Source organism: Lentibacillus sp. CBA3610 (genome assembly GCF_013373365.1).
Lineage (GTDB): Bacteria > Bacillota > Bacilli > Bacillales > Amphibacillaceae > Lentibacillus.
Genome location: NZ_CP035925.1, coordinates 2483131 through 2503144, shown reverse-complemented (window position 1 = coordinate 2503144; position 20014 = coordinate 2483131). Strand labels below are relative to the sequence as shown.

Below are 20014 nucleotides of genomic sequence, written 5' to 3'. Positions count from 1 at the left end.
TAGAATTGGGTTATTTTTCTATCACCAAATTTCGACAGGAACTTTTGACTGTCCAGTAAAATCAGAAAAGAAAAAAATAAATACCCACTAGACAGAAAACTAGCTAAATGGGTATTTATTTTCAATAATGCTTTTATAAATATGCTCATTAGGCTTATATTTATCTTTAGGCAGGAACAACTTCAGACGGATCAATTTTGGTAACAGAGATCATTTCCATAGCCTCCATCACATTTTGGATCCGTTCAATGGTTGCTCCATAATATTCGTTTCTTTCATCACGTGAAATTTGAGATGCTGAAACACCTAATTTTTCAGCCAGTTCATTTTGTGTCATACCAAGGTAAATCCTATATGCTATTAATGTTTTGCCTATAGTGCGTAAATTAATGACTGTTTCAAACTCTCCACGCTTAATTCGTTCATAATAATCTACTTCCTCTTTTAGTTGCTCATGAAAAGAAATATAAGGTTGGATGGCTAGCTCGATGTGATCATCTTCCAGTCCCATATTTTTAAACTTCTCTTTTTCCGATGCAATGAAATCCTTATCCTGCTTGAGTTTCTCGATAGCCTCTTTATAAGCACTTTCAGTTTTTATCATGGTATCAATCCTCGCTTTAGAAAGTATTTACTTTATAATTTTAACTATTCCTTTCGGTTCAAATGTATCCCTTGTTTGTCTAAATGCGGAAGGAAACAACAGGTCATTTCCATATTTATCGGTGATCCCTGTTGTGGGACTAGAACCGAAATGCGGATATAATTCAACTCGGTATTTGTGCCACATTGGCAGTTGCCTTTTTGTAAAACCTTTATAGGGTTTGCGTGCTTTACTGTCCCAGGTCCATATTTTATCGGGTTCAATAATATTTAATTCCCTTATTATTGTTTCTAAATCCCTTACGTCGCATTCAAAATAACCATCGATATCATTAGGATGCGCTTTATTTTCGACGAAGGATCCATCTATAAATATTTCGTTTATTCCAACATCCCAAAGCTGTATAACCATTTTTTCTAATTGAGAAACTAAATATAATCGCCATTGTTCATCCCAAGGTGTACCATCTTGAGGACCTGTAACTAATAAAGATTCTTTAATTTCGCTTAAAGTCAACTTGTAGTCACCTGGTGGTAATAGACCGCTATCATTAAATTGTATCATCACTTTATCGCAACCCCTATTATAACATATTTGTTAAATAAACATTATTGTTATGTTTATTTTATCACTGGATAAGTTTATTATCAACTTCCAAAGCATGGGTGCTTGTCACCGCCCGAACTTTGTCGATTTTATCATTAATAACGGCGCTTCCTCCTCTTCACGAAGATACATTGCAGCCCGTACTTGCTGCTGCATATGAAGTGGAAAACATCAACTGGTAATAAGAATATTAAGCTTGTAGCTATTGCCAAATTAGAGAATGATATTGGCCATTGCGTTTTGCCCTGAACCCAAAAATGATACTTGGAACTATGTCAAAAACACGACGGATGGAGATAAAAGAATATTTTTTGCTCATGAAGGATGATTTAGAAGCTGGCGCATTTGATTTTGAGTTATAAAAAAAGCTGGATTGGAGGCTGAAGAAAAAGTAGCAGCGGAAGCGGGAGAATAACGTTCATTTAAAAACAGACTCGATTTCATAAAAAACTAAAAAAACTTCAAAATACCACATATATGTTGTGTACCTTTTCCCCCTTTGCAAGGATAATATTCCTTGAGAAGGGGGATTGGCGTGGACGATGAAAAACTGCTGCAGCATTTTGGCCAGCAAGTGCGGTATTACAGAAAACAGCATGACCTCAAGATACATGAATTAGCGGAAGAATTGGACATCAGCAACAACCACCTCGGACGAATTGAAAGAGGTGAAAGTGACACGACCATCACGAATTTATATCGAATGGCAGCCATCCTGGATATTCCCGATTATTTCGTTAATGAGATGAAAAAGGTTGTTCAAAGCGACGATCAATAGCCCCCAGTATCGCCGGCATACCTACCTTTCTTGAAGCTCGCTACCCCCAAGCGTGCATGACCCGCAAATAAGGCCACAAACACTTTCCAACCTATCTTACCTTTAACACCCATACAAAGGAGCAATCACATGGACAACCGAATAACGTTCGAGGAAATTTTCGAGCAAAACAAGCGGCGGAACAATTATCACATCCACAAGCTGAACATCCCTGATCCGCATCAGGCATTTTTTCAGGAAGGCTTAGTCGCAATGTGGCAGGCCTATGAATCCTACCAGCCGGACAAAGCCCCCATGGCAACATACTTCAACGACATGACCCGCAACCGCATGATTGACACAATTCGCAGGAGACACCCGGCAGAATGAGCCCTTGGAGAAAGCCATTCAAGAGGGCAAAACTCAACTCACTGGCGACTGGCGGCTATTATCGTCACAGAGTTAAACGGCCAACCCCTGGTTGATGAATATCACCTCCCAATGCACGATCCCAGCCTTTGGAACCATTTAAAATCCCAACTGACTGATAATGGGTGCATGACCACATCATTTTGGACATGCCTCAGTTCGAGTCACAGTGACGCCCCGAATTGTGTCGAAGAGTTAGAGTAGAGTTCGAGTCACAGTGACACCCCGAAAATTGTCGAGTTAAAATCAGGCATCAAAAGCACATCATTTGTAGTTTTATCCCCCTAAACCAAAGCAAAAAACTGAATCTTTCAGCCGAAACGCATTTTCCAGTATTTTTATAAATACCATTAAAATCCGGTTATAACAGTCATTCTCACCCCTACAATCGAAATGAACATGGAAAAAGTGGCATTTTCCATTAGAAAAAAATAAAAAATATTTTTCATTATCACGCCCCCATTTCCTTAAAACTTTCGATTGTAGGTATGAAGAGAAGTCTATTAAACTTTGATGCAGAAATTATGGGGGATAAGAGGCGTTCAGAGGCATTTAGAGGCATTTAGGTCACAGTGACACCCCGAGTTTTGTCGAAATAAGTTCATAGAGGAGATTTTAACAGAATAAGCGACGGCATCTCGACCGCATTTACCGACTGAACACTCAAGAATCAAACCAAGGAGGAGAAGCACATGCATGACAAAGACAGACTATCGTTTGAAGAGATTTTCCAGCAAAATGAACAGCGAATCCACTACCATATGCATAAGCTCGGCATTCACGACGGTAAGGGGGAATATTATGTGGAAGGTATCTACGCCATGTGGATGGCCTACAAGAAATACGATCCGAACAAAGGCCCGCTCGGAACCTACTTCAACTACACCATCCGCTATCGCCTCATCGACATGCTCCGGAAGAAAACGAAAGAAGACCACCACCAGCAGCTGGCCACCCAAGCCGTATCAGAGGCTGCGGACCAAGGCTATTTGGCTGACAGTCAGCGGATAGATGCACCGGGGGAGACAGATGCAGACGAAGCATTTTGGAACCGGATACGCGACAGGCTCACGCTTAACCAGTGGAAATGGGTGCAGCTTTATATCATTGAGGACATGACCTTAAAGGAAATAGCCCAGCAAGAAGGTGTCACGGTAGAAGCCGTGAAAAGCTGGGGACGGGGTGTGAGGAAGAAACTGCGAGAAGATAAAGAAGCGTTGGCAAAGCTGTATAAATAAAGGAGCCCCGCTTGCTGAGGCTTCGCTTGTAGGCGTCACAGTGACCCCCCGAATTTTGTCGAATAATCTGGACGTCTTCCTCCTGAATTGGAGGGAGATTTGTCTCGTCCGGCAGAATGGTGGCTGGTGCAGGGACGGGCGCTCATGCAAGCGGGTACATATTGAAGGGATGATCATGATGAATTACATAAAAGAGATCAATGCATTTTACGATTGCGTCGAACGAAATCCATTATCCGCATCAGCGGTGACCCTCTGGCATGCGCTGATGCATATTAATAACAAAGCGATGTGGATCGACTCATTTACTGTCGCGGCACCGGTACTGCGATTGAAATCAGGACTTACGGACAGTTCATTCAAACGCGCCAGGACGGAATTGAAGGATAAAGGCTATATTGACTATGAATCCCGAGGGAATGGTCAGGCGCCCGTGTATCGGATGGCGGGATTGGTGCAGAGTGGCGGGTATAGTGTTGAAGATCGCGCGAATGGCGGACGTGGCGATGCGATTCGTGGACATGAAGGCGGCGGGCAGCCGCCGGGGTGGTCCGTTGAGAAGCAGTGGCCAGAACAAGACGTCTCAGCGGAGCACCGGCCGGATCAGAATGCGGCAGATGGTACTGGGCGTCGAGTCGCTCACTTGCCGGACCAACATACGAACCGAGGAGCGGACCACCTTATGGACCGGGGGATGGACTATGTAGCGGACCATCATATGAACCGAGGAGCGAACCACCTTAAGGACCAGGGGACGGACTATATATCGGGCCATCTTACGGACCGGTATGCAGACCGGGTTACGGCCCCATTAGTTAAACAAAACAAAGACAAAAGGAAACCAAACGATACGAAACAAAACAATGCTACAGATGCAACAGCTGACGCGTTTGTTTTTTACCAGGAAAACTTCGGAGTGGTTAGCCCATTTGTAGCGGACGCACTGCAGCATTGGGTGCAAGACGTCGGCGAAGAACTCGTACTGGATGCCATGAAGCGGGCGTTGGAGCGCGGCAAGAGCAACTGGGGCTACGTGAGGGGAATTCTCCAAGCCTGGGCGAAGAAAGGCATCACCACCGTCGAAGCAGCCAGAGCCGAAGAAGCCGAATTCCGCCGGCGTCAGGAGCAACGGCGGGAGCGGGGTTCGTATGTCACCGGGAAAGTGGAGGTCGTGCCGGAATGGTTTAGGGAGCAAAAGCGTCAAGCAAAGCAGAATCGTGAGCGGGAAAAAGCGGCCAGAGAATCGCGTGATTTGGAGGCTGAGCGGGAGGAAGTGGAGAGATTGTTGGCGGAGTTTAGGAGTGGGTAGGGTGGGGTATGAAGTGCAGGATTATTATCTATTAAGATATCTTATCAATCCAAAGGATTGATTCCTAGTGTCATTTCCCGATTATGATTTGGTTGCATATCAACGTGTTGTGAAGAAGACTTTCCCGTCGGTGGTTCATTGTTATCATCTGAATCATTATCCTGGTCATCATCCTAGTTTTGCCCAGCCAATTCTTCCAATTCAGTATGTGAAACAAAAGCTGAAATTAATTTTTCTAAGGTCAATAAAAGTTTTGTTGGTGGATTAATTTTTACGGGAGTTGGGATTTGATTATCTTTCGCAAGACAACATCAGGCAATCGCAATTCACAGTTAACCATTTATTCGGATCTATAACTTGGTAATTAAGATTTACTAAGTAAAAATAGTTTTTCATTGTAGAGAGGTAGAGAGTTTGGCGGATTAGTGATTCCTTGTAGACTGCTGGAATTTATAGTAAATGAAAAATAAGCGTATCTGTTGCTGAAAAATGATATCCGATAAAAAGTCCCTTGAGTGTACAGACATTCAAAGGACTTTTGCAATTAATTATCATTATGTTCGGATTTGATAAATCCCCAGTATCGATACAGCCGCTCTGTATTCTCATTTGGCTGCTGGCTGATTTCACTGAGAAGGCTTAACTTTTTCATTTTCTTCAGTGTTAATATTTCTGATTCATTTAACGACAGATCTTCTGTAATCGAATAGTAGACAAGAAGATTAGGTGTGTCTATTAAGCCAGGTAAATAATCAGTAGATACTTTAAATGTATTAGCTATATTTTTAACGGTTTCTAACGAAGGTTCATTTCGACCCTACTCGTAGTAACCATAACCGCTATGGAAAATGGTGTACGGTGCATTAAATGGAAGTGGGGGAAGATTCGCCTGGGTGAGGGGAATAGTGTGTGAAAGGTATGGTCATCTGCTGGCTACATTTGCAAAAAGACCGGCCAAAATTTGGTTCGGTCTTCTCAATCTTCGTATTCTCCGTTTTTCATTAGTATTAAGAATTCATTTAATTTCACGCGTGCTTCAGGACTTAATGTTTTTACTGTGTCAATAAGCTGAAGTAAATCATCGGGTAATTCTTCACGATCATCTGAGAAAAATGATGCTAGATTCGTACCAAGGGCTGCCAATATTTTTTCCAGCATGTCAATGTCCGGAACAGCACGTCCATTTTCGAATCGGCTAATATAGGACTGAGACACATTAACTTTTTCCGCCAGATCCTGTGTTGTAAAATTTTTAGCCTTCCTAAATGCCTTTAATTGGTTACCAATTTTATTACTATCTATCATAAGAGACTCCTTTAGCGTTGTAGTGTATCTACCCCTAGTTTAGCTTGATTTATTAGATAATGAAGGAATAATTTATGATTAGAACAAATAATTATAAAATGTATTGACTTTTAGAACTATATGTCATAAAATACTGATTAATAGAAGTTTTAAAAGCATAAAGAAAATTTATATTTTTCCATAGCCTCTTGGCAACTAAATCTAAATTTCAATATTCTTTTCAATTAAAGTATTTGGGGGTTGAAATATGAGGGAATTTAAAGGGAGATTTTGGGTCATTTTTGGTATATGGGCGTTAATAACCGCCTTTTTTCACTTTTATACAGCTTTATACGGGACTTTTGAACCGCGTCTACAACGATCGATTCATTTGTTTCTTTTATTGCCGTTAGTTTTTCTTGTTTTTCCTTTTAATAAAAAGTCAAAGAAAGCACTGCCAAGTTATGCGGATTGGATATTGTCAATATTAGCTTTGTTACCCAGTTTATACATAATATGGAACATTGAGACTTTAAGCCTCAGAATCGAGCAGGTGACCCCTGTAACACCTACAGAAACTGTTTTAGGAGGCCTGCTCATTGTTTTGGTACTGGAAGCATGTCGCAGAGCTGTTTCACTTTCCTTTTCAATTGTTGTAACCGTTGCCTTTTTGTATATCTTTATAGCACCTTATCTTCCTGGTGCGTTTAATTCCCGTAATTTAGGGATTGAACGTATTATTGAAATTATGTACCTATCGTCTCATGACGGTATATATCCTGGATTCCCGCCTACTCATAACGAGGTAGGCGGGGTAACACCTAATTTTCCATAAATCTCTTTTTGCTTGCTAAGAAGTTCGCCAATACGCGGTTCTTTCCCTGGCGCTTCAAAGTATTCTATAACATCCAGTTGATCCAGCACGCTCTGTAACGTATATTTTTTTAATAAATCGGTATCTTGCATTTGTTTTGATATAAGAAAGATAGATGAGCGCCACAAACTCCACAAAAGTTTCCCATCAAGAACTCTGTTTCGGATGATACCAGTGTGCGGCGCATGTTTCAGCCCGTTCTTCAGATTCCCCGAACGCTTTTTTCAACAACGTCCTTATTGCGGTAAGCTCCAATGCAGCGATGGCGCCATCGTTTCATTGGTCCATCAGCGCAAAATATTCCAAAATATCGCTTGGCTTTGTTGACAGCCTCTTCTTTGACGGTGACTTTGTCCCGCGTTTCGGGGTGGTTTTTTGTCTCAAAATACGTTTGATACTGCTTTCATGTTCCGGGAGCCTTTTCCCTGATTCCAATTCCACGACCGCAGGTTGATTAACTTGCGGTCAAATGCTTTTTCATCCTCCGCGGGCCCGGTCAATATTGTAATAAAAGTGAATGTACATACGCCTGGACTGTGTCAGGGCGTCTCCTTTATAGGACGTTGCTTGCGTATAATGCCACGTTGTCCCGGACCGTGCGGGCATATTAACTCGTATTTCTCACTGTAGTGTTCAAACGAATCGAAAGCCGTCATAGATGGCATCCAGTTCTTTCCGGACGAAAGTAAGAGACATTTTAACGGAGACCAGGACTTCAGATGGTTTTTTCAACCAAAGCGTTGATATTTTCCTGACTGTAGAAGCCTCTGTCCATGACCAGGCTTCACCTTGGAGAGCCAAGCATATCCAAATCGGCAAAGCAGTTTTCTGACGGTCTTGGAATCCGGGGATATTTACCGGCCAGTTTTGCGATATAAAACGGGCAGGTTGGATGTTTCGCCGAACACCAACGCCAGGTTTAGCTGAAGGCAGTGGATCGTTTTCTTTATTCCAGCCGTATTGGGCCCTGTCTCAAAGTTCGGACTGGCTGGATATGGTGGTGAATATCATAGGCCCAAAATTTCCTTTTTCCGTCCGCCGTTTTCCCTGCAGCTGGGAAGAACTTATATTTGCGTCTTTCGGTGATGACGCGAAACAGGGTCGCTGCTTCGCTGAGACGACCGAATATGTAAATGACTCCATTTTTCAAAAACGGTAGAGCGGAGCGCTGTCCTCCAGGACCAGATAGTATGCGATGGATAGAATCTGGCGATACTTGTCGGGAAAACACGCTTTTAGGTCTTCTGTAACCCCGGTATTGGCACCGATTTGATCCAGAAGATAAGTAGCGCCGTAAAAATAACGTGACGTTTGCACAGATGGAACAGGACCTCTCTTTGCCACGGTATGCGCCTCTTTATTTTTCCGTCCTCTGCCGTCTGTCGGGACAATTTTTCCGGTTTTACTGTCCACCCGTCCGATAAGGTCCCTTTTGGATCGGATTGGCGCTTGTCTTTGTCCCAGTATGAAATGGACTCATACGCATAGGTAATCCCTGAACGCTTATCTGTTTGATAGACGATAGCCATTTTTCCGCCTCCTCGTTATGTATATTGTAACACATAACGAGTATAAAAACAATAAAAAATGGGCATGAAGCCCAACATTATCGGATTTTCACCTGATTTATCGTTATGTTATGGCGGGAATCCAGGATATATGGGTTTTTAATGGGTATATCCAGTAATATTATTTTCGTTTTTATTATTTTTGCTGCCATTATGATTTTTTCTGGAGTTGGACAGTTTTTTATGGATCTTTCCATCTTGATTGCCGGCAAATATAAAGGTGGACCCGCGAAAGTTTCTGTACTTTCTAGCGGATTATTTGGAAGTATAAGTGGAAGCTCTGTGTCAGATATCTATGCAACCGGTAGTTTTACAGTTCCGTTAATGAAAAGGATTGGTTATACACCTCCTAAAGCGGAGCGATTGAGGCGGTTTCCAGCGCAGGAGGGCCACTGCTTCCACCGGTTATGGGGGCCGGAGCTTTCATCATGGCTGAAATGACCGCAACACCATATACAGATATTATACAAGCGGCCATTCTGGGAGCGTTAATCTATTATATCGGTGTTATTGCCATGGTTCACTTTGAAGCTGTGAATATGGGGCTAACGCGTTCTTCAGATGAGCTAAAGGTCTCTTTTAAGAATGTTTTGTTAAGGGCACCTTATATCATTCCATTTGTTGTATTGGTCATATTTTTATTTTCTGGTTCTTCTCCAGCTAACAGTGCGGTCTATGGATTGATTACGATGTTGATTATTTGGGCACTCATTCCTTCAAATCGAATAACCTTAAAAAAGGTAATCGAAGGAGTCAGTTATGCTGCGAAGATGGGTACAGTTATCATTTCTGCATTAGCAGGAGCAAGTATTATTGTAACGGTAATTAATCAAACGGGTCTTGCTTTATCGTTAGGGAGTATTATTGTCCAGCTATCTTCCGGTCAACTATGGCTTGCACTCATTTTAATTATGATAGCCACTATTGCACTGGGGGCCGGAATTCCAACTACTGCAGCCTATGTTATAACAGCTACTGTTTCCGCTGCGGCGCTTACATCCTATGGGTTAGAACTGGTGACTGCACATTTATTTATCTTTTATTTTGCCATCTTAGCTGATATTACGCCACCTGTGGGTGTAACGTCTTTTGCAGCAGCCAACGTGGCAAATTCACCACCAATGAAAACGGCCTTTTTATCGGTTAAATATGCATTTGCTGGTTTTATTGTGCCTTATATTTTCGTTTATCATCCAGCCTTGTTGATGTCATCTGAACATGGGCTATTCGAGATTATTTTAACCTTTATTTCTGCTGTACTAAGTGTTATAGCGTTAGCATCCGTTTTGATGGGGGTTATGTTTACCAAACTATCAGTGGTGCAAAGAATTGTTCTTTTGATCCTTGCTTTAATGAGTATATCTACCTCTCAAGTATTAACATATTCAAGCATTCTTTTAATCATCGGATTTATATTAATGAATTATCTAGTGATGAGGAAGAATTCAATAGAGCAATCGAATCCTAAAGAATTAAGAAACACACGTTAAGGGGGTGATGAAGAAAATACTGGTATCGTACTTTTCCAAAAATATTTGAAAGCGATATCTTTGAAAATCTAAATTTCTTAGGGGAGGAATAAGTGAGATGAAAAAGTCACACGTAGTACTCTGGTTGGTCACAATCTTTGTTATCTTTCTAGCTGCCTGTAGTGAAGAGACTACTGACAATGGTGAAAATAATGATGCCGAAGCTGATTCTTCATCATCTACTTCACTTACATGGGCAGCTGGAGCACAAGGGGGAGGCTGGTATACAATGGCTGGGGGTATCAGTAATCTGATCGGCGAACACTCCGATATTGACATTAATACGATCCCTGGTGGATCTATGCAAAATATGCCTTTCATAGCTGATAACGAAGCCCAGTTAGCATGGATGCAGCCTCCGTTTATTCAGGCTGGCGTTAATGGTGAGTCTCCGTTTGAAGAGACTTATGATAATGTATCGATTATTGGCAACGGATTTGGTACGAATCATTTTCACTTTGTTGTTACTGAGGACTCGGGGATTGAGTCCATTGAACAGATCTTTGAAGAAGAAATACCAATCCGGATAGGGGTAACACCGGTAAACAATTCGGATGAATGGGTTTTCCGGAAGTTCTTGGAATTTTATGATAGCGATTATGAAACGATTGAGGCTAATGGTGGAGAAATCTTTCATGGAAGTTACCAAGAACAAGTCGATGCAATTCGGAATGGGAATGTTGATGCTATTTTCCCTCAAGTCGCCTTACCGGCTGCAACTATTACAGAAGCTGCGGTTGGGGCAGACATAAAAATTTTGCCAATGTCTGAAGAAGTTATGAGTTATTTGGAGGAATTTGGACTTGCTAAAAATTCTATTCCAGCAGAAACATATCCGGATGTGATTAATGGGGACAAGGAAATTCCGACAGCTTCAATGGGTAATGTACTGACTGCTAATAGCAACTTAGAAGAAGATACTGTATACGAAATCACGAAAATTATCAATGAAAATGTCAATCAGTTACCGGATATTCATGCATCTTTAGAGGCTTATTCAGTGGAAGGTTCAACAAATAATTTAATTGTAGATTTACATCCGGGGGCAGAGAGATATTTTCAGGAAACTGGACAGATTGAATAACTACTTACAAGGAGGAATAAAGATGAACTATGAACAACTATTGACGAAATTGGATGATGGTGTACTAACGATTACATTGAATCGTCCAAAAGTATTAAATGCATTAAGCACACAGTTAAAAAAGAAATTGGCACATGTTTTTGAAAATGCTAACACCAATAGAGAAGTAAAGTCGATTGTTATCACCGGAGCTGGTGATAGAGCATTTTGTTCCGGGCAGGACTTAGGCGAAAGTAAAAATGTGATGAAGAGACTGCTAAAGAATGGGTAGATGAGTTTGACGAGTTATATAAAGTAATCAAAAGTGTGGAAAAACCAATTATTGCTTCTATTAATGGATCTGTCGCCGGATCGGGTTTACAACTTGCCTTGCTTGCAGACATCCGAATAGCATCAGAAAATGCACGTTTTGGTATGACGGAAATCAACGTTGGACTTCCTTGTATTATCGGTACAACGATGTTCTGGGAAGTGATGGGGAAATCAAAAACGACAGATCTTATTCTTACTGGTAGACTGCTTTCAGCAAAAGAAGCTAAGGAATATGATTTGATAACCAGATTGGTATCTGATCAACATGAGTTGCAGAAAAAGACATGGGAGCTTGCGTTAGAGTTAGCTTCAAAGCCACCTGTGGCCGTGAAAGCGAATAAAGATTGGTTTAATAGATTAAGTGATGAGAATTTCCAGGCTTGTATGGTTTATGCAAAAGAAGCCCACACCCTTTCCTATTCGGCCAATGAACCTCAGGAAATGATGGAGAAGTTCTTTGCCAAATCGAAGTAGCAGTAAAAAACCCTTTGGAGGGAGAAGGAAATGAAGCTATTTGAAGCAGAAGGTAAACAATTATTAAAGCGGTACGGAGTAATGGTTCCACAGGGTTGGCTGAAAGATGATGTTCCTAGCGATGTCAATTTTCCTGTTGTTGCAAAAACACAAGTTCTCACCGGTGGACGTGGCAAGACAGGTGGTATTCAAGTTATTTCAGATAAAAGAGCCATGGATAGAAACATTTCTTCTCTGATGCAGAAGAACATTAAAGGTGAAAAGGTACGGGATATTTATATTGAAGAAACCGTAAAGTATAAAAGGGAGATCTACCTGTCTATTATGATGGATCGGACAAAACGTTCACCTCTAATCATTGCTTCAGCTAGTGGTGGGGTAGATATTGAAGAAACGCCACAGGAAAATATTATTCTTGTACCAGTAAATTCTTTGCTTGGATTAGAAACGTATATCACAAAAAAAATAGCTATATTTTTAGATGTTGATCTCAATAAAATGGAATATTTATTAAATCGTCTATATGAGCTCTTTATTGATGAAAAAGCAGAATTGGTAGAAATAAATCCTTTATTTGTTGACGTGGAGGACAATCTAGTTGCTGGTGATGCAAAAGTAGTCCTTTCCGAAAATGATACCAGGAAATCAGAACATTTGCTTTTTACGCGTAACACAGAGGGCTTTGAGGAACGTTGCAAAGCATTGAAAGCAGGAGGAGTGGAAATTGGTGGGGATGTCGCTATTGTGGCGAGTGGTGCCGGTTTAGGTATGGCAACGCTTGATATCGTTTCGTACTTTGGTGGAACCGCTAACTCATTAATTGATTTACAAGGTCATGTTATACACGATTTAAATGGAGCAAAACGTCTCATACAGGAAATCAAAAAGACAAGTCCAAAAAGTTTTCTGTTTAACTTTTACTTTCAGGTCGCCAGTTGTAAAGTTTTAGCTGAGGCAATTAAATCAGAGCTTGGGAATGGTGACGTTCCAGTTGTTGTTAGAATGAAAGGTGTTGACCAAGAGGAAGCGGGAAATGATCTGAAACTATTCCCGAATATATTTATAACTGATAATCTAAAAGAAGCATGTGAGACTGCCCTTCTCTATACAAAGGAGGTGCAGTAGGTGGCTATTATTATAAATGAAAACTCAAAAATTATAATCCAGGGAATCACCGGTAAAACAGGTAGAAGTTTTGCAAATAGAATGCAGTCGTATCAAACACCACTGGTTGCGGGTGTTACACCTGGAAAGGGAGGACAATCGGTCTCAGGAATCCCCGTTTTTAATTTCGTTGGTGAGGCAGTTAGTCAGTTTGATGCAAATGTTTCATTCGTCTCTGTACCTGCTGCCCATGTTGAACAAGCGGTATACGAAGCTATTGATGCAGGAATAGAAGTGATTGTTATTTATACTGAGGGGTTGGATCCTCATACGAGCATGAAAATTATAACATATGCAAAACTGCACCAAGTTACACTCTTAGGGCCAAACTCAGCAGGTATTGTCTCCCCGGGAAAAGCGAATGTAAGTGATATACATGACAGCATTTTAACACCGGGTAACATTGGAATCGTTTCCCGGAGCGGTACTTTAACCTATGAAATTGTTGATTTATTGAAGCAGCATGGATTAGGAATCAGTACGATAGCCTGTCTGGGCGGCGACCCATTGATTGGTACAAGGCATCATGAAGTATTGAGGGATTTTGAGGATGACCAAGAAACAGATCTCGTTGTTTATCTAGGTGAAATTGGCGGGGAAGATGAACTGTTTTCTGCGGAGTTCATTAAAGATATGCAGACTCCCGTTTTTAGTTACATTGCTGGAGTTCATGCCCCGCCAGGTAAGAAAATGGGCCATGCCGGTGCAATAGCCAATAGGGGTGATGAAACGGCTGAGGCAAAGCAGAGGGTTTTAGAAGAGGCCGGAGCTGTTCCACTGGATATAATATTGGATCTGATTTCAAGGATTCAGGAATTGGAAGAGACAAAAGGTTTAGTATTGGGTTGATGATAATGAAAAGAGCACGCTTGTGGGCGTGTTCTTTTTTGTGGAGGCTTTGTAACTCTTTATAATTTGCTATTTTAGAGGCCTTGTCTCCAGTTGTTTTAACCAGGTCAGGACATCTCTTCAAGGTATTTATTAGAAACTACTTCCATCGCAATAAAATAAACTGTGACTTCAATCAATTTCTTTAAATCATTAATGTCCTTATTTTTCCATTTTCTTATATAGTGGGTTTCGTCATTCCCAATCCATGCTGCTCTTTTAGCAATCTCCTTAATGTTGTGATTGCCTAACTTGTTAATACATTGTCCAAGCGGCATTTTTAGAAATTCTGTTTCAGCCTCGTTATCTAAATAAATTAAATAATCTTTTATTAAAAACTCGAGAGCCTTTCTATAACCGATACCAGAAATTAAGGTTAATTCAATCTGTTCTGCATGATACGATTGATTACAAATCAGTCAGGAATTGGACATGATTCATCCTCTTGGGACTTCCTTCTAAAAACGGTAACCTTTATCAGCGTACCGAACTGGCGTATGAGCAGCTTCTAATCCATGGTGGGCTTGGGATTAAAGGTTTTCCATGGATTTATGACTGCATCGCTACACAGTTTTTATGTCCGAAACCACCGTGAAACACTATTCCTATGCCCTTTTGCGGTGCTTTTGTTGATCTACTGACTGGTAAGAAATATGGCGTTTTTATTGTTGGATATTAGAACCAATCCCGCCCGCTAAACTCCGAATTTCCGCATCCGATACTGCAGGCTCTGTCTGCTTATGCCAAGGATTTTTGCAGTGTGCGAAACGTTATGATTATGTTCCGCGAGTGCCTGCTGAATGTAAAGTTTTTCGGCCGCAGTCATTTTATCTTTTAGTGACTGGTTTTCAGAGGTGCTTCCGTTCAAGTTTAAAAGATCTTGCACAGCCATATCCGACTCCTGCTGATATTTTTTACGCAATTTTGCGGGTAAGCTGTTGACAGTGATAGTATCCTCATCAAGGATTAAATTCATCGCAGCTTCAATCGTGTGTTCCAGCTCCCGTACGTTTCCTGGCCAGTCATGCTGACGAAGAAGTTTTTTAACTTGTGAGTTGATTCCTTTGATATCCATTTCGAATATGGCATTGTATTTGTCAATAAAATGCTGGGTCAAGATGTCTATATCTTCCTTGCGCTCACGAAGCGGTGGAACAAACAGCGACACAACACTGAGGCGGTAGAATAAGTCTTTTCGTAATTGACCATCGGCTATGGCGTCGACAGGATCTTCATTAATTGTTGTGATGATGCGGACATTCACCTTTTTGTCTTTTATGTCCCCGATGCGACGAATGGATTTTTCTTGAATCACTCGCAGCAGTTTGGCCTGCAGTGCAGGATCAAGCGAATTAATTTCATCCAACAGCAGGGTACCACCATCAGCCTGTTCAAACAGTCCGGAACGGTCCACTGCACCGGTGAAAGCGCCCTTTTTGGTACCAAAGAGAAGACTTTCCATTAAATTATCCGGTATTGCTGCACAATTCTGCGAAATAAAAGGTGCGCTGGATCGTTTGCTGCCATTATGGATGCTTTGGGCAAACAGTTCTTTTCCTGTTCCGGTTTCACCGGCAATCATGACCGATGAGGATGTCCTTGTTGCCCGTTTTGCTTCGTCAATAACAACCTGAACCGGAGTGCTGCTACCGATGATTTTATCAAAAGTAAAGTTTGAATTCTGTTTGTTCAAGACATTTTCTTTAATGACATGTTCCAGCTGTGTGACATCTTTGGCAATTTCCACAGCACCGGTAATTTCCCCGTTTTCTATAATTGGAAAGGAATTATTGATGGTCGTGATTTCTTTTCCTTTGTTATTAAAATAAGTCTGTTTGGCATTTTTTGTCGTTTTGCCGGTTGTCATAGCCTCAACAAGGGTACTACTTTGGTTGTCACTGAACTTAAAAACATCCAATAAATTTTTATCCAGCACATCGTCACTACCCATCGATTCAATTTCCATCATTTTCTTGTTATAAATGACGGTGTCACCATTTTGATCGATGACATGAATCCCGATGTCAACCGCATCAATTAATTGTTGGTGAAGCGCATTCATATTAATCGATGTCGTAACTTTTTGATTGCTTTGCAAGTTATCACCACCTTCATGAATAATGTTAATAGATAAATAGACAATATGCAAAAATAATTGGCAATAAACTGGTTAGCCTCCGCTTAATGCAAAATAATTTTGCTATTTAAGTAAGGTTGAATTTTAAAAATGTGCTATGCCGGCAATTTTAGGATTGGCATGATATTTGCATATATATTTATGAAATATTATAAGGAGGTTGTGTGATGAGTACTAATACAACGAATCAATCAAAAGAGATTATCGACCAAACTGAACAATATGGTGCTCGAAACTATAAACCGCTTTCGGTGGTGGTTTCGCAAGCAGAGGGTGTCTGGGTGAAGGACCCGGAAGGCAATCAATATATGGATATGTTAAGTGCCTATTCTGCTGTTAATCAGGGCCATCGCCATCCAAGAATTATGGAAGCACTCAGAAAGCAGGGAGAGCGCGTCACACTGACATCCCGTGCGTTTCATAACGATCAGTTGGGGCCATTTTATGAAAAGGTTTCCAGATTAACTGATAAAGACATGGTGCTGCCAATGAACACAGGCGCTGAAGCAGTTGAAACAGCTATAAAGGCAGCACGGCGCTGGGGATATGATAAAAAAGGTATTGCTGGGGATCAAGCTGAAATTATCGCATGTGAAGACAATTTCCATGGTCGAACGATGTCTGCTGTCTCGCTATCCTCTGATCCTGATAACAAACGGGGTTATGGACCGATGCTTCCAGGTTTTAAAGTTATTCCTTATGGCGATGTCGAAGCACTTAAAGAGGCAATTACAGCAAACACAGCCGGATTTTTGCTTGAGCCGATTCAGGGTGAAGCCGGCATTAATATCCCGCCTGAAGGGTTCCTGAAAGAAGCATATGATGTATGTCAGGAAAATAATGTCCTGTTTATGGCTGATGAAATTCAATCTGGCCTTGGCCGGTCCGGTAAAATGTTCGCCTGTGACTGGGAAGATGTTAAACCAGATATGTATATTCTTGGTAAAGCTCTTGGCGGCGGTGTCATGCCGATATCCTGTGTCGCTGCAAATGAAGATGTGCTGGGGGTTTTTAATCCTGGCTCACACGGTTCGACATTCGGCGGCAATCCGCTGGCTAGTGCTGTTTCGGTTGCAGCACTTGAGGTTATTGAAGACGAACAATTAGCTGATCGCTCGCTTGAACTTGGTAATTATTTTCAGAAACAATTAAAAGCGATTGATAATCCTGTCATTAAAGAGGTGCGCGGAAAAGGTCTATTTGTCGGAGTTGAATTGAATGAACCGGCCAGAAGCTATTGTGAACAACTGAAAGAAGAAGGCTTGCTCTGTAAGGAAACACATGAAAATGTAATCCGGTTTGCACCACCGCTTGTTATCAGCCAGGAAGAACTTGATTGGGCGATTGAAAAAATTTATAACGTTTTGTCCAAATAGTAGATTATTAAAAAAATCTAAGGAAGTGAATCATAAAGATAAGATTATTGAAACGATAGATTTCTTTTCGATGTCAAGAAACGGATGTTTTACTAAATTGAAAGCGAGTAAAGTACTGACTAAAAGTGGAATGCTCATTGTTCCAGATTGCTCACAAGTTCGGTGGGGTGACGACATGGGAGCAGAATAACCCAGAGTTACAACTGGATTGTAAATGAGGTTGCAACTAAATTACAGGAAAACTTGGTAAACACATTTAGGAAAGTATACGATACAACAGTATCAGGTGGATATGCGCTTACCTTTCTATATAAGGTGCCGAAGAATGTGCGAAACAGCAAGTTTCAAAGAATGGGTTTAATAAGTGATTTTTAATTTATTCAAATATTAGATTTATCGCATCGTTAATACCGTTAAGTATTTTAAAGGACTATAAAACCTTTTAACTATTTTTAGAGGGGGTTATCATTTTGGTATTGCCATACAGGCACGAACCGTTTACCGATTTTACCGATAAGCAAAACCGCGCTGATTATGAAGCGGCTCTCAGAAAAGTGGAGAGTGAATTGGGCAAGGATTACCCACTAGTCATTGGTGGTGAGAGAGTATATACCGATGAAAATATTACGTCGGTAAACCCTGCCAATAAAGAGCAGGTTATCGGAAAAGCTTCAATGGCAACAAAAGAACATATTGAACAGGCCATGGAAGCGGCAAAAGAAGCTTTTAAAGAATGGAGAAAATGGACTGCTGAAGAACGTGCCGAAGTATTATTCAAAGCAGCTGCGATTGCACGCCGCCGCAAACACGAAATTTCTGCTTTGATGTCCTATGAAGCGAACAAGCCATGGGGACAGTCTGATGCCGATACAGCGGAAGGCATTGACTTCATGGAATACTATGGCCGCCAGATGATCCGTCTTGGACAAGGCCGTGAAATCAACGACCGTCCGGGTGAAAATAATACGTACTTCTATCAGCCGCTTGGATCTGGTGTCGTTATTCCACCATGGAACTTTGCATTTGCGATTGTTACCGGAACAACCGTTGGGCCTATTGTAGCGGGTAACCCGGTATTGATGAAACCATCCGAAAATACACCGGTTATCGCTTATAAGGTTGTTGAGATCCTCGAAGAAGCCGGCCTGCCAAAAGGCGTTGTCAATTTTGTGCCAGGTGACCCGGCAGAAATTGGCGACTATCTGGTTGATCATAAAGATACGCATTTCATTAATTTCACCGGTTCACGCGCGACAGGTACACGTATCTATAATCGGGCATCTGTTGTGCAGGAAGGTCAAATTCACTTGAAGCATGTTATTGCTGAAATGGGCGGTAAAGATACGATTATTGTCGACAATGATGCCGATCTGGATCTTGCAGCTAAATCGATTGTTGATTCTGCATTCGGCTTCCAGGGACAAAAATGTTCCGCATGCTCACGTGCCATTGTTCATCAGGATGTTTATGACGAAGTGCTGGAAAAAGCCATTGAAAAAGCTGAAGCATACACAGTCGGCAATCCTGGTGAAGAAGATGTACCAATGGGTGCTGTGCCAATCAGAAGCAGTTTGATAAAATTAAGGATTATATTGAAATCGGGAAAAGAGAAGGCGAACTCGCTTATGGCGGGGAAACCGATGATTCTAAAGGCTATCATGTCCACGCGACTATCTTTAAGGACATGAACCCGGAAGGCCGTATTATGCAGGAAGAAATCTTTGGTCCAATCGTCGGGTTTGCCAAAGCAAAAGACTTTGACGAGCTGTTGGACATTGCCAACAACACGGACTATGCACTGACTGGTGCAGTCATTTCCAATAACCGTGCACATCTGAACCGTGCCCGCCATGAATTTGAAGTCGGCAACTTGTACTTCAATCGTGGATGCACAGGCTCAATAGTTGGCTACCAGCCATTTGGCGGATTCAAAATGTCTGGGACAGATGCCAAAGCAGGCGGACCGGATTATCTGCTGAACTTCCTGGCACCTAAGACTGTGACGGAAGCTTGGTAAGTGAATAGAGAAAATGAGCGGTGGTTTAGGCTGTCGCTCATTTTATTTCCTCATGATGAACTACGGTTAGTGTTGTTCGACACTTTTGTTTATGGAACGGCCAATTTTTTGCAGGGTGTCGGTACGTTAAGAATGTGTTCTCACTTTTGCGTGATCATTTACGGGGTAGCTTACTCATATTAAAGGAACAAAGAAATTTTTATTATAATACCATAAAAATCAGGGTATCAACCTATTTTCAGTGCAAATATTAGAAAATTAGTCAAGGTTCAACATAGCATGACAACACGTTTTCGTAAAAGTTTATGAATTAAATAAATTGAAAGGGTTTACAAGTGAAAAGATTTAATATAAGATAGTTGTG

Annotated in this window: 17 protein-coding genes and 2 pseudogenes; 13 read left to right on the top strand and 6 right to left on the bottom strand. The window is 41.3% G+C overall.

Going from position 1 to position 20014, the window contains the following annotated elements; translation table 11 throughout:
- Positions 1–166 precede the first annotated feature (166 nt).
- Both Len3610_RS12375 and Len3610_RS12370 read right to left on the bottom strand, forming a co-directional pair.
- Complete coding sequence (locus Len3610_RS12375; protein WP_176448221.1) at positions 167–604, bottom strand: helix-turn-helix domain-containing protein; 438 nt, start codon at positions 602–604, stop codon at positions 167–169.
- A gap of 27 nt (positions 605–631) precedes the next feature.
- The gene (locus Len3610_RS12370; protein WP_255259902.1) at positions 632–1168 is read right to left on the bottom strand and encodes a DUF6932 family protein; all 537 of its coding nucleotides are present in this window, start codon (positions 1166–1168) and stop codon (positions 632–634) included.
- A gap of 577 nt (positions 1169–1745) precedes the next feature.
- On the opposite strand from Len3610_RS12370, the gene Len3610_RS12365 reads away from it, so the two are divergent.
- The 4 genes from Len3610_RS12365 (at position 1746) to Len3610_RS12350 (ending at position 4943) form a co-directional block, all read left to right on the top strand.
- Complete coding sequence (locus Len3610_RS12365) at positions 1746–1988, top strand: helix-turn-helix domain-containing protein (RefSeq protein WP_176448220.1); 243 nt, start codon at positions 1746–1748, stop codon at positions 1986–1988.
- Positions 1989–2117: 129 nt separating this feature from the next.
- The gene (locus tag Len3610_RS12360; protein ID WP_176448219.1) at positions 2118–2357 is read left to right on the top strand and encodes a sigma factor; all 240 of its coding nucleotides are present in this window, start codon (positions 2118–2120) and stop codon (positions 2355–2357) included.
- A 731-nt stretch (positions 2358–3088) separates the two neighbouring features.
- The gene (locus Len3610_RS12355; protein ID WP_176448218.1) at positions 3089–3634 is read left to right on the top strand and encodes a sigma-70 family RNA polymerase sigma factor; all 546 of its coding nucleotides are present in this window, start codon (positions 3089–3091) and stop codon (positions 3632–3634) included.
- Positions 3635–3674: 40 nt separating this feature from the next.
- Entirely contained in the window at positions 3675–4943 is a 1269-nt protein-coding gene (locus Len3610_RS12350) for a DnaD domain-containing protein (RefSeq protein WP_176448217.1), read from the top strand.
- 975 nt (positions 4944–5918) lie between these two features.
- Here the strand turns inward: Len3610_RS12350 and Len3610_RS12345 are convergent.
- Positions 5919–6248: a helix-turn-helix domain-containing protein gene (locus Len3610_RS12345; protein ID WP_176448216.1), complete on the bottom strand. Its 330-nt coding sequence runs from the start codon at positions 6246–6248 to the stop codon at positions 5919–5921.
- Positions 6249–6495: 247 nt separating this feature from the next.
- Here Len3610_RS12345 and Len3610_RS12340 point away from each other — a divergent pair, with 247 nt between their 5' ends.
- On the top strand, positions 6496–7062 hold the full coding sequence (locus Len3610_RS12340) for a hypothetical protein (RefSeq protein ID WP_176448215.1): 567 nt from the start codon (positions 6496–6498) through the stop codon (positions 7060–7062).
- A 1274-nt stretch (positions 7063–8336) separates the two neighbouring features.
- Here the strand turns inward: Len3610_RS12340 and Len3610_RS20285 are convergent.
- Positions 8337–8630, bottom strand: a complete 294-nt coding sequence (locus tag Len3610_RS20285) for a hypothetical protein (RefSeq protein ID WP_217994024.1) — start codon at positions 8628–8630, stop codon at positions 8337–8339.
- Between the two features lie 105 nt (positions 8631–8735).
- On the opposite strand from Len3610_RS20285, the pseudogene Len3610_RS12325 reads away from it, so the two are divergent.
- The 6 genes and pseudogenes from Len3610_RS12325 to Len3610_RS12300 all read left to right on the top strand — a co-directional run bounded on the left by Len3610_RS12325 (position 8736) and on the right by Len3610_RS12300 (position 14081).
- Positions 8736–10159: pseudogene (locus tag Len3610_RS12325) on the top strand (TRAP transporter permease).
- Between the two features lie 97 nt (positions 10160–10256).
- A complete protein-coding gene (locus tag Len3610_RS12320) occupies positions 10257–11282 on the top strand; it encodes a TAXI family TRAP transporter solute-binding subunit (RefSeq protein WP_176448213.1) in 1026 nt (341 codons plus the stop codon).
- 22 nt (positions 11283–11304) lie between these two features.
- A complete protein-coding gene (locus Len3610_RS12315; protein ID WP_176448212.1) occupies positions 11305–11553 on the top strand; it encodes an enoyl-CoA hydratase-related protein in 249 nt (82 codons plus the stop codon).
- A gap of 35 nt (positions 11554–11588) precedes the next feature.
- Positions 11589–12068 carry an enoyl-CoA hydratase/isomerase family protein gene (locus Len3610_RS12310; RefSeq protein ID WP_303699628.1) on the top strand — a complete coding sequence of 160 codons (480 nt, stop codon included), beginning with the start codon at positions 11589–11591 and terminating at the stop codon, positions 12066–12068.
- 30 nt (positions 12069–12098) lie between these two features.
- Positions 12099–13193 carry an ATP-grasp domain-containing protein gene (locus Len3610_RS12305; RefSeq protein ID WP_176448211.1) on the top strand — a complete coding sequence of 365 codons (1095 nt, stop codon included), beginning with the start codon at positions 12099–12101 and terminating at the stop codon, positions 13191–13193.
- Positions 13194–14081, top strand: coding sequence for a succinate--CoA ligase subunit alpha (locus tag Len3610_RS12300; protein WP_176448210.1), 888 nt, complete (start codon positions 13194–13196; stop codon positions 14079–14081).
- 107 nt (positions 14082–14188) lie between these two features.
- Here the strand turns inward: Len3610_RS12300 and Len3610_RS12295 are convergent, their stop codons facing one another.
- Positions 14189–14398, bottom strand: a complete 210-nt coding sequence (locus tag Len3610_RS12295) for a hypothetical protein (protein WP_369693574.1) — start codon at positions 14396–14398, stop codon at positions 14189–14191.
- A gap of 416 nt (positions 14399–14814) precedes the next feature.
- Complete coding sequence (locus tag Len3610_RS12290; protein ID WP_176449655.1) at positions 14815–16182, bottom strand: sigma-54 interaction domain-containing protein; 1368 nt, start codon at positions 16180–16182, stop codon at positions 14815–14817.
- 242 nt (positions 16183–16424) lie between these two features.
- Between Len3610_RS12290 and Len3610_RS12285 the strand changes: the two genes are divergently transcribed.
- Both Len3610_RS12285 and pruA read left to right on the top strand, forming a co-directional pair.
- Entirely contained in the window at positions 16425–17633 is a 1209-nt protein-coding gene (locus tag Len3610_RS12285; RefSeq protein ID WP_176448209.1) for an ornithine--oxo-acid transaminase, read from the top strand.
- A 674-nt stretch (positions 17634–18307) separates the two neighbouring features.
- Positions 18308–19650: pseudogene (pruA, locus tag Len3610_RS12280) on the top strand (L-glutamate gamma-semialdehyde dehydrogenase).
- Positions 19651–20014 lie beyond the last annotated feature (364 nt).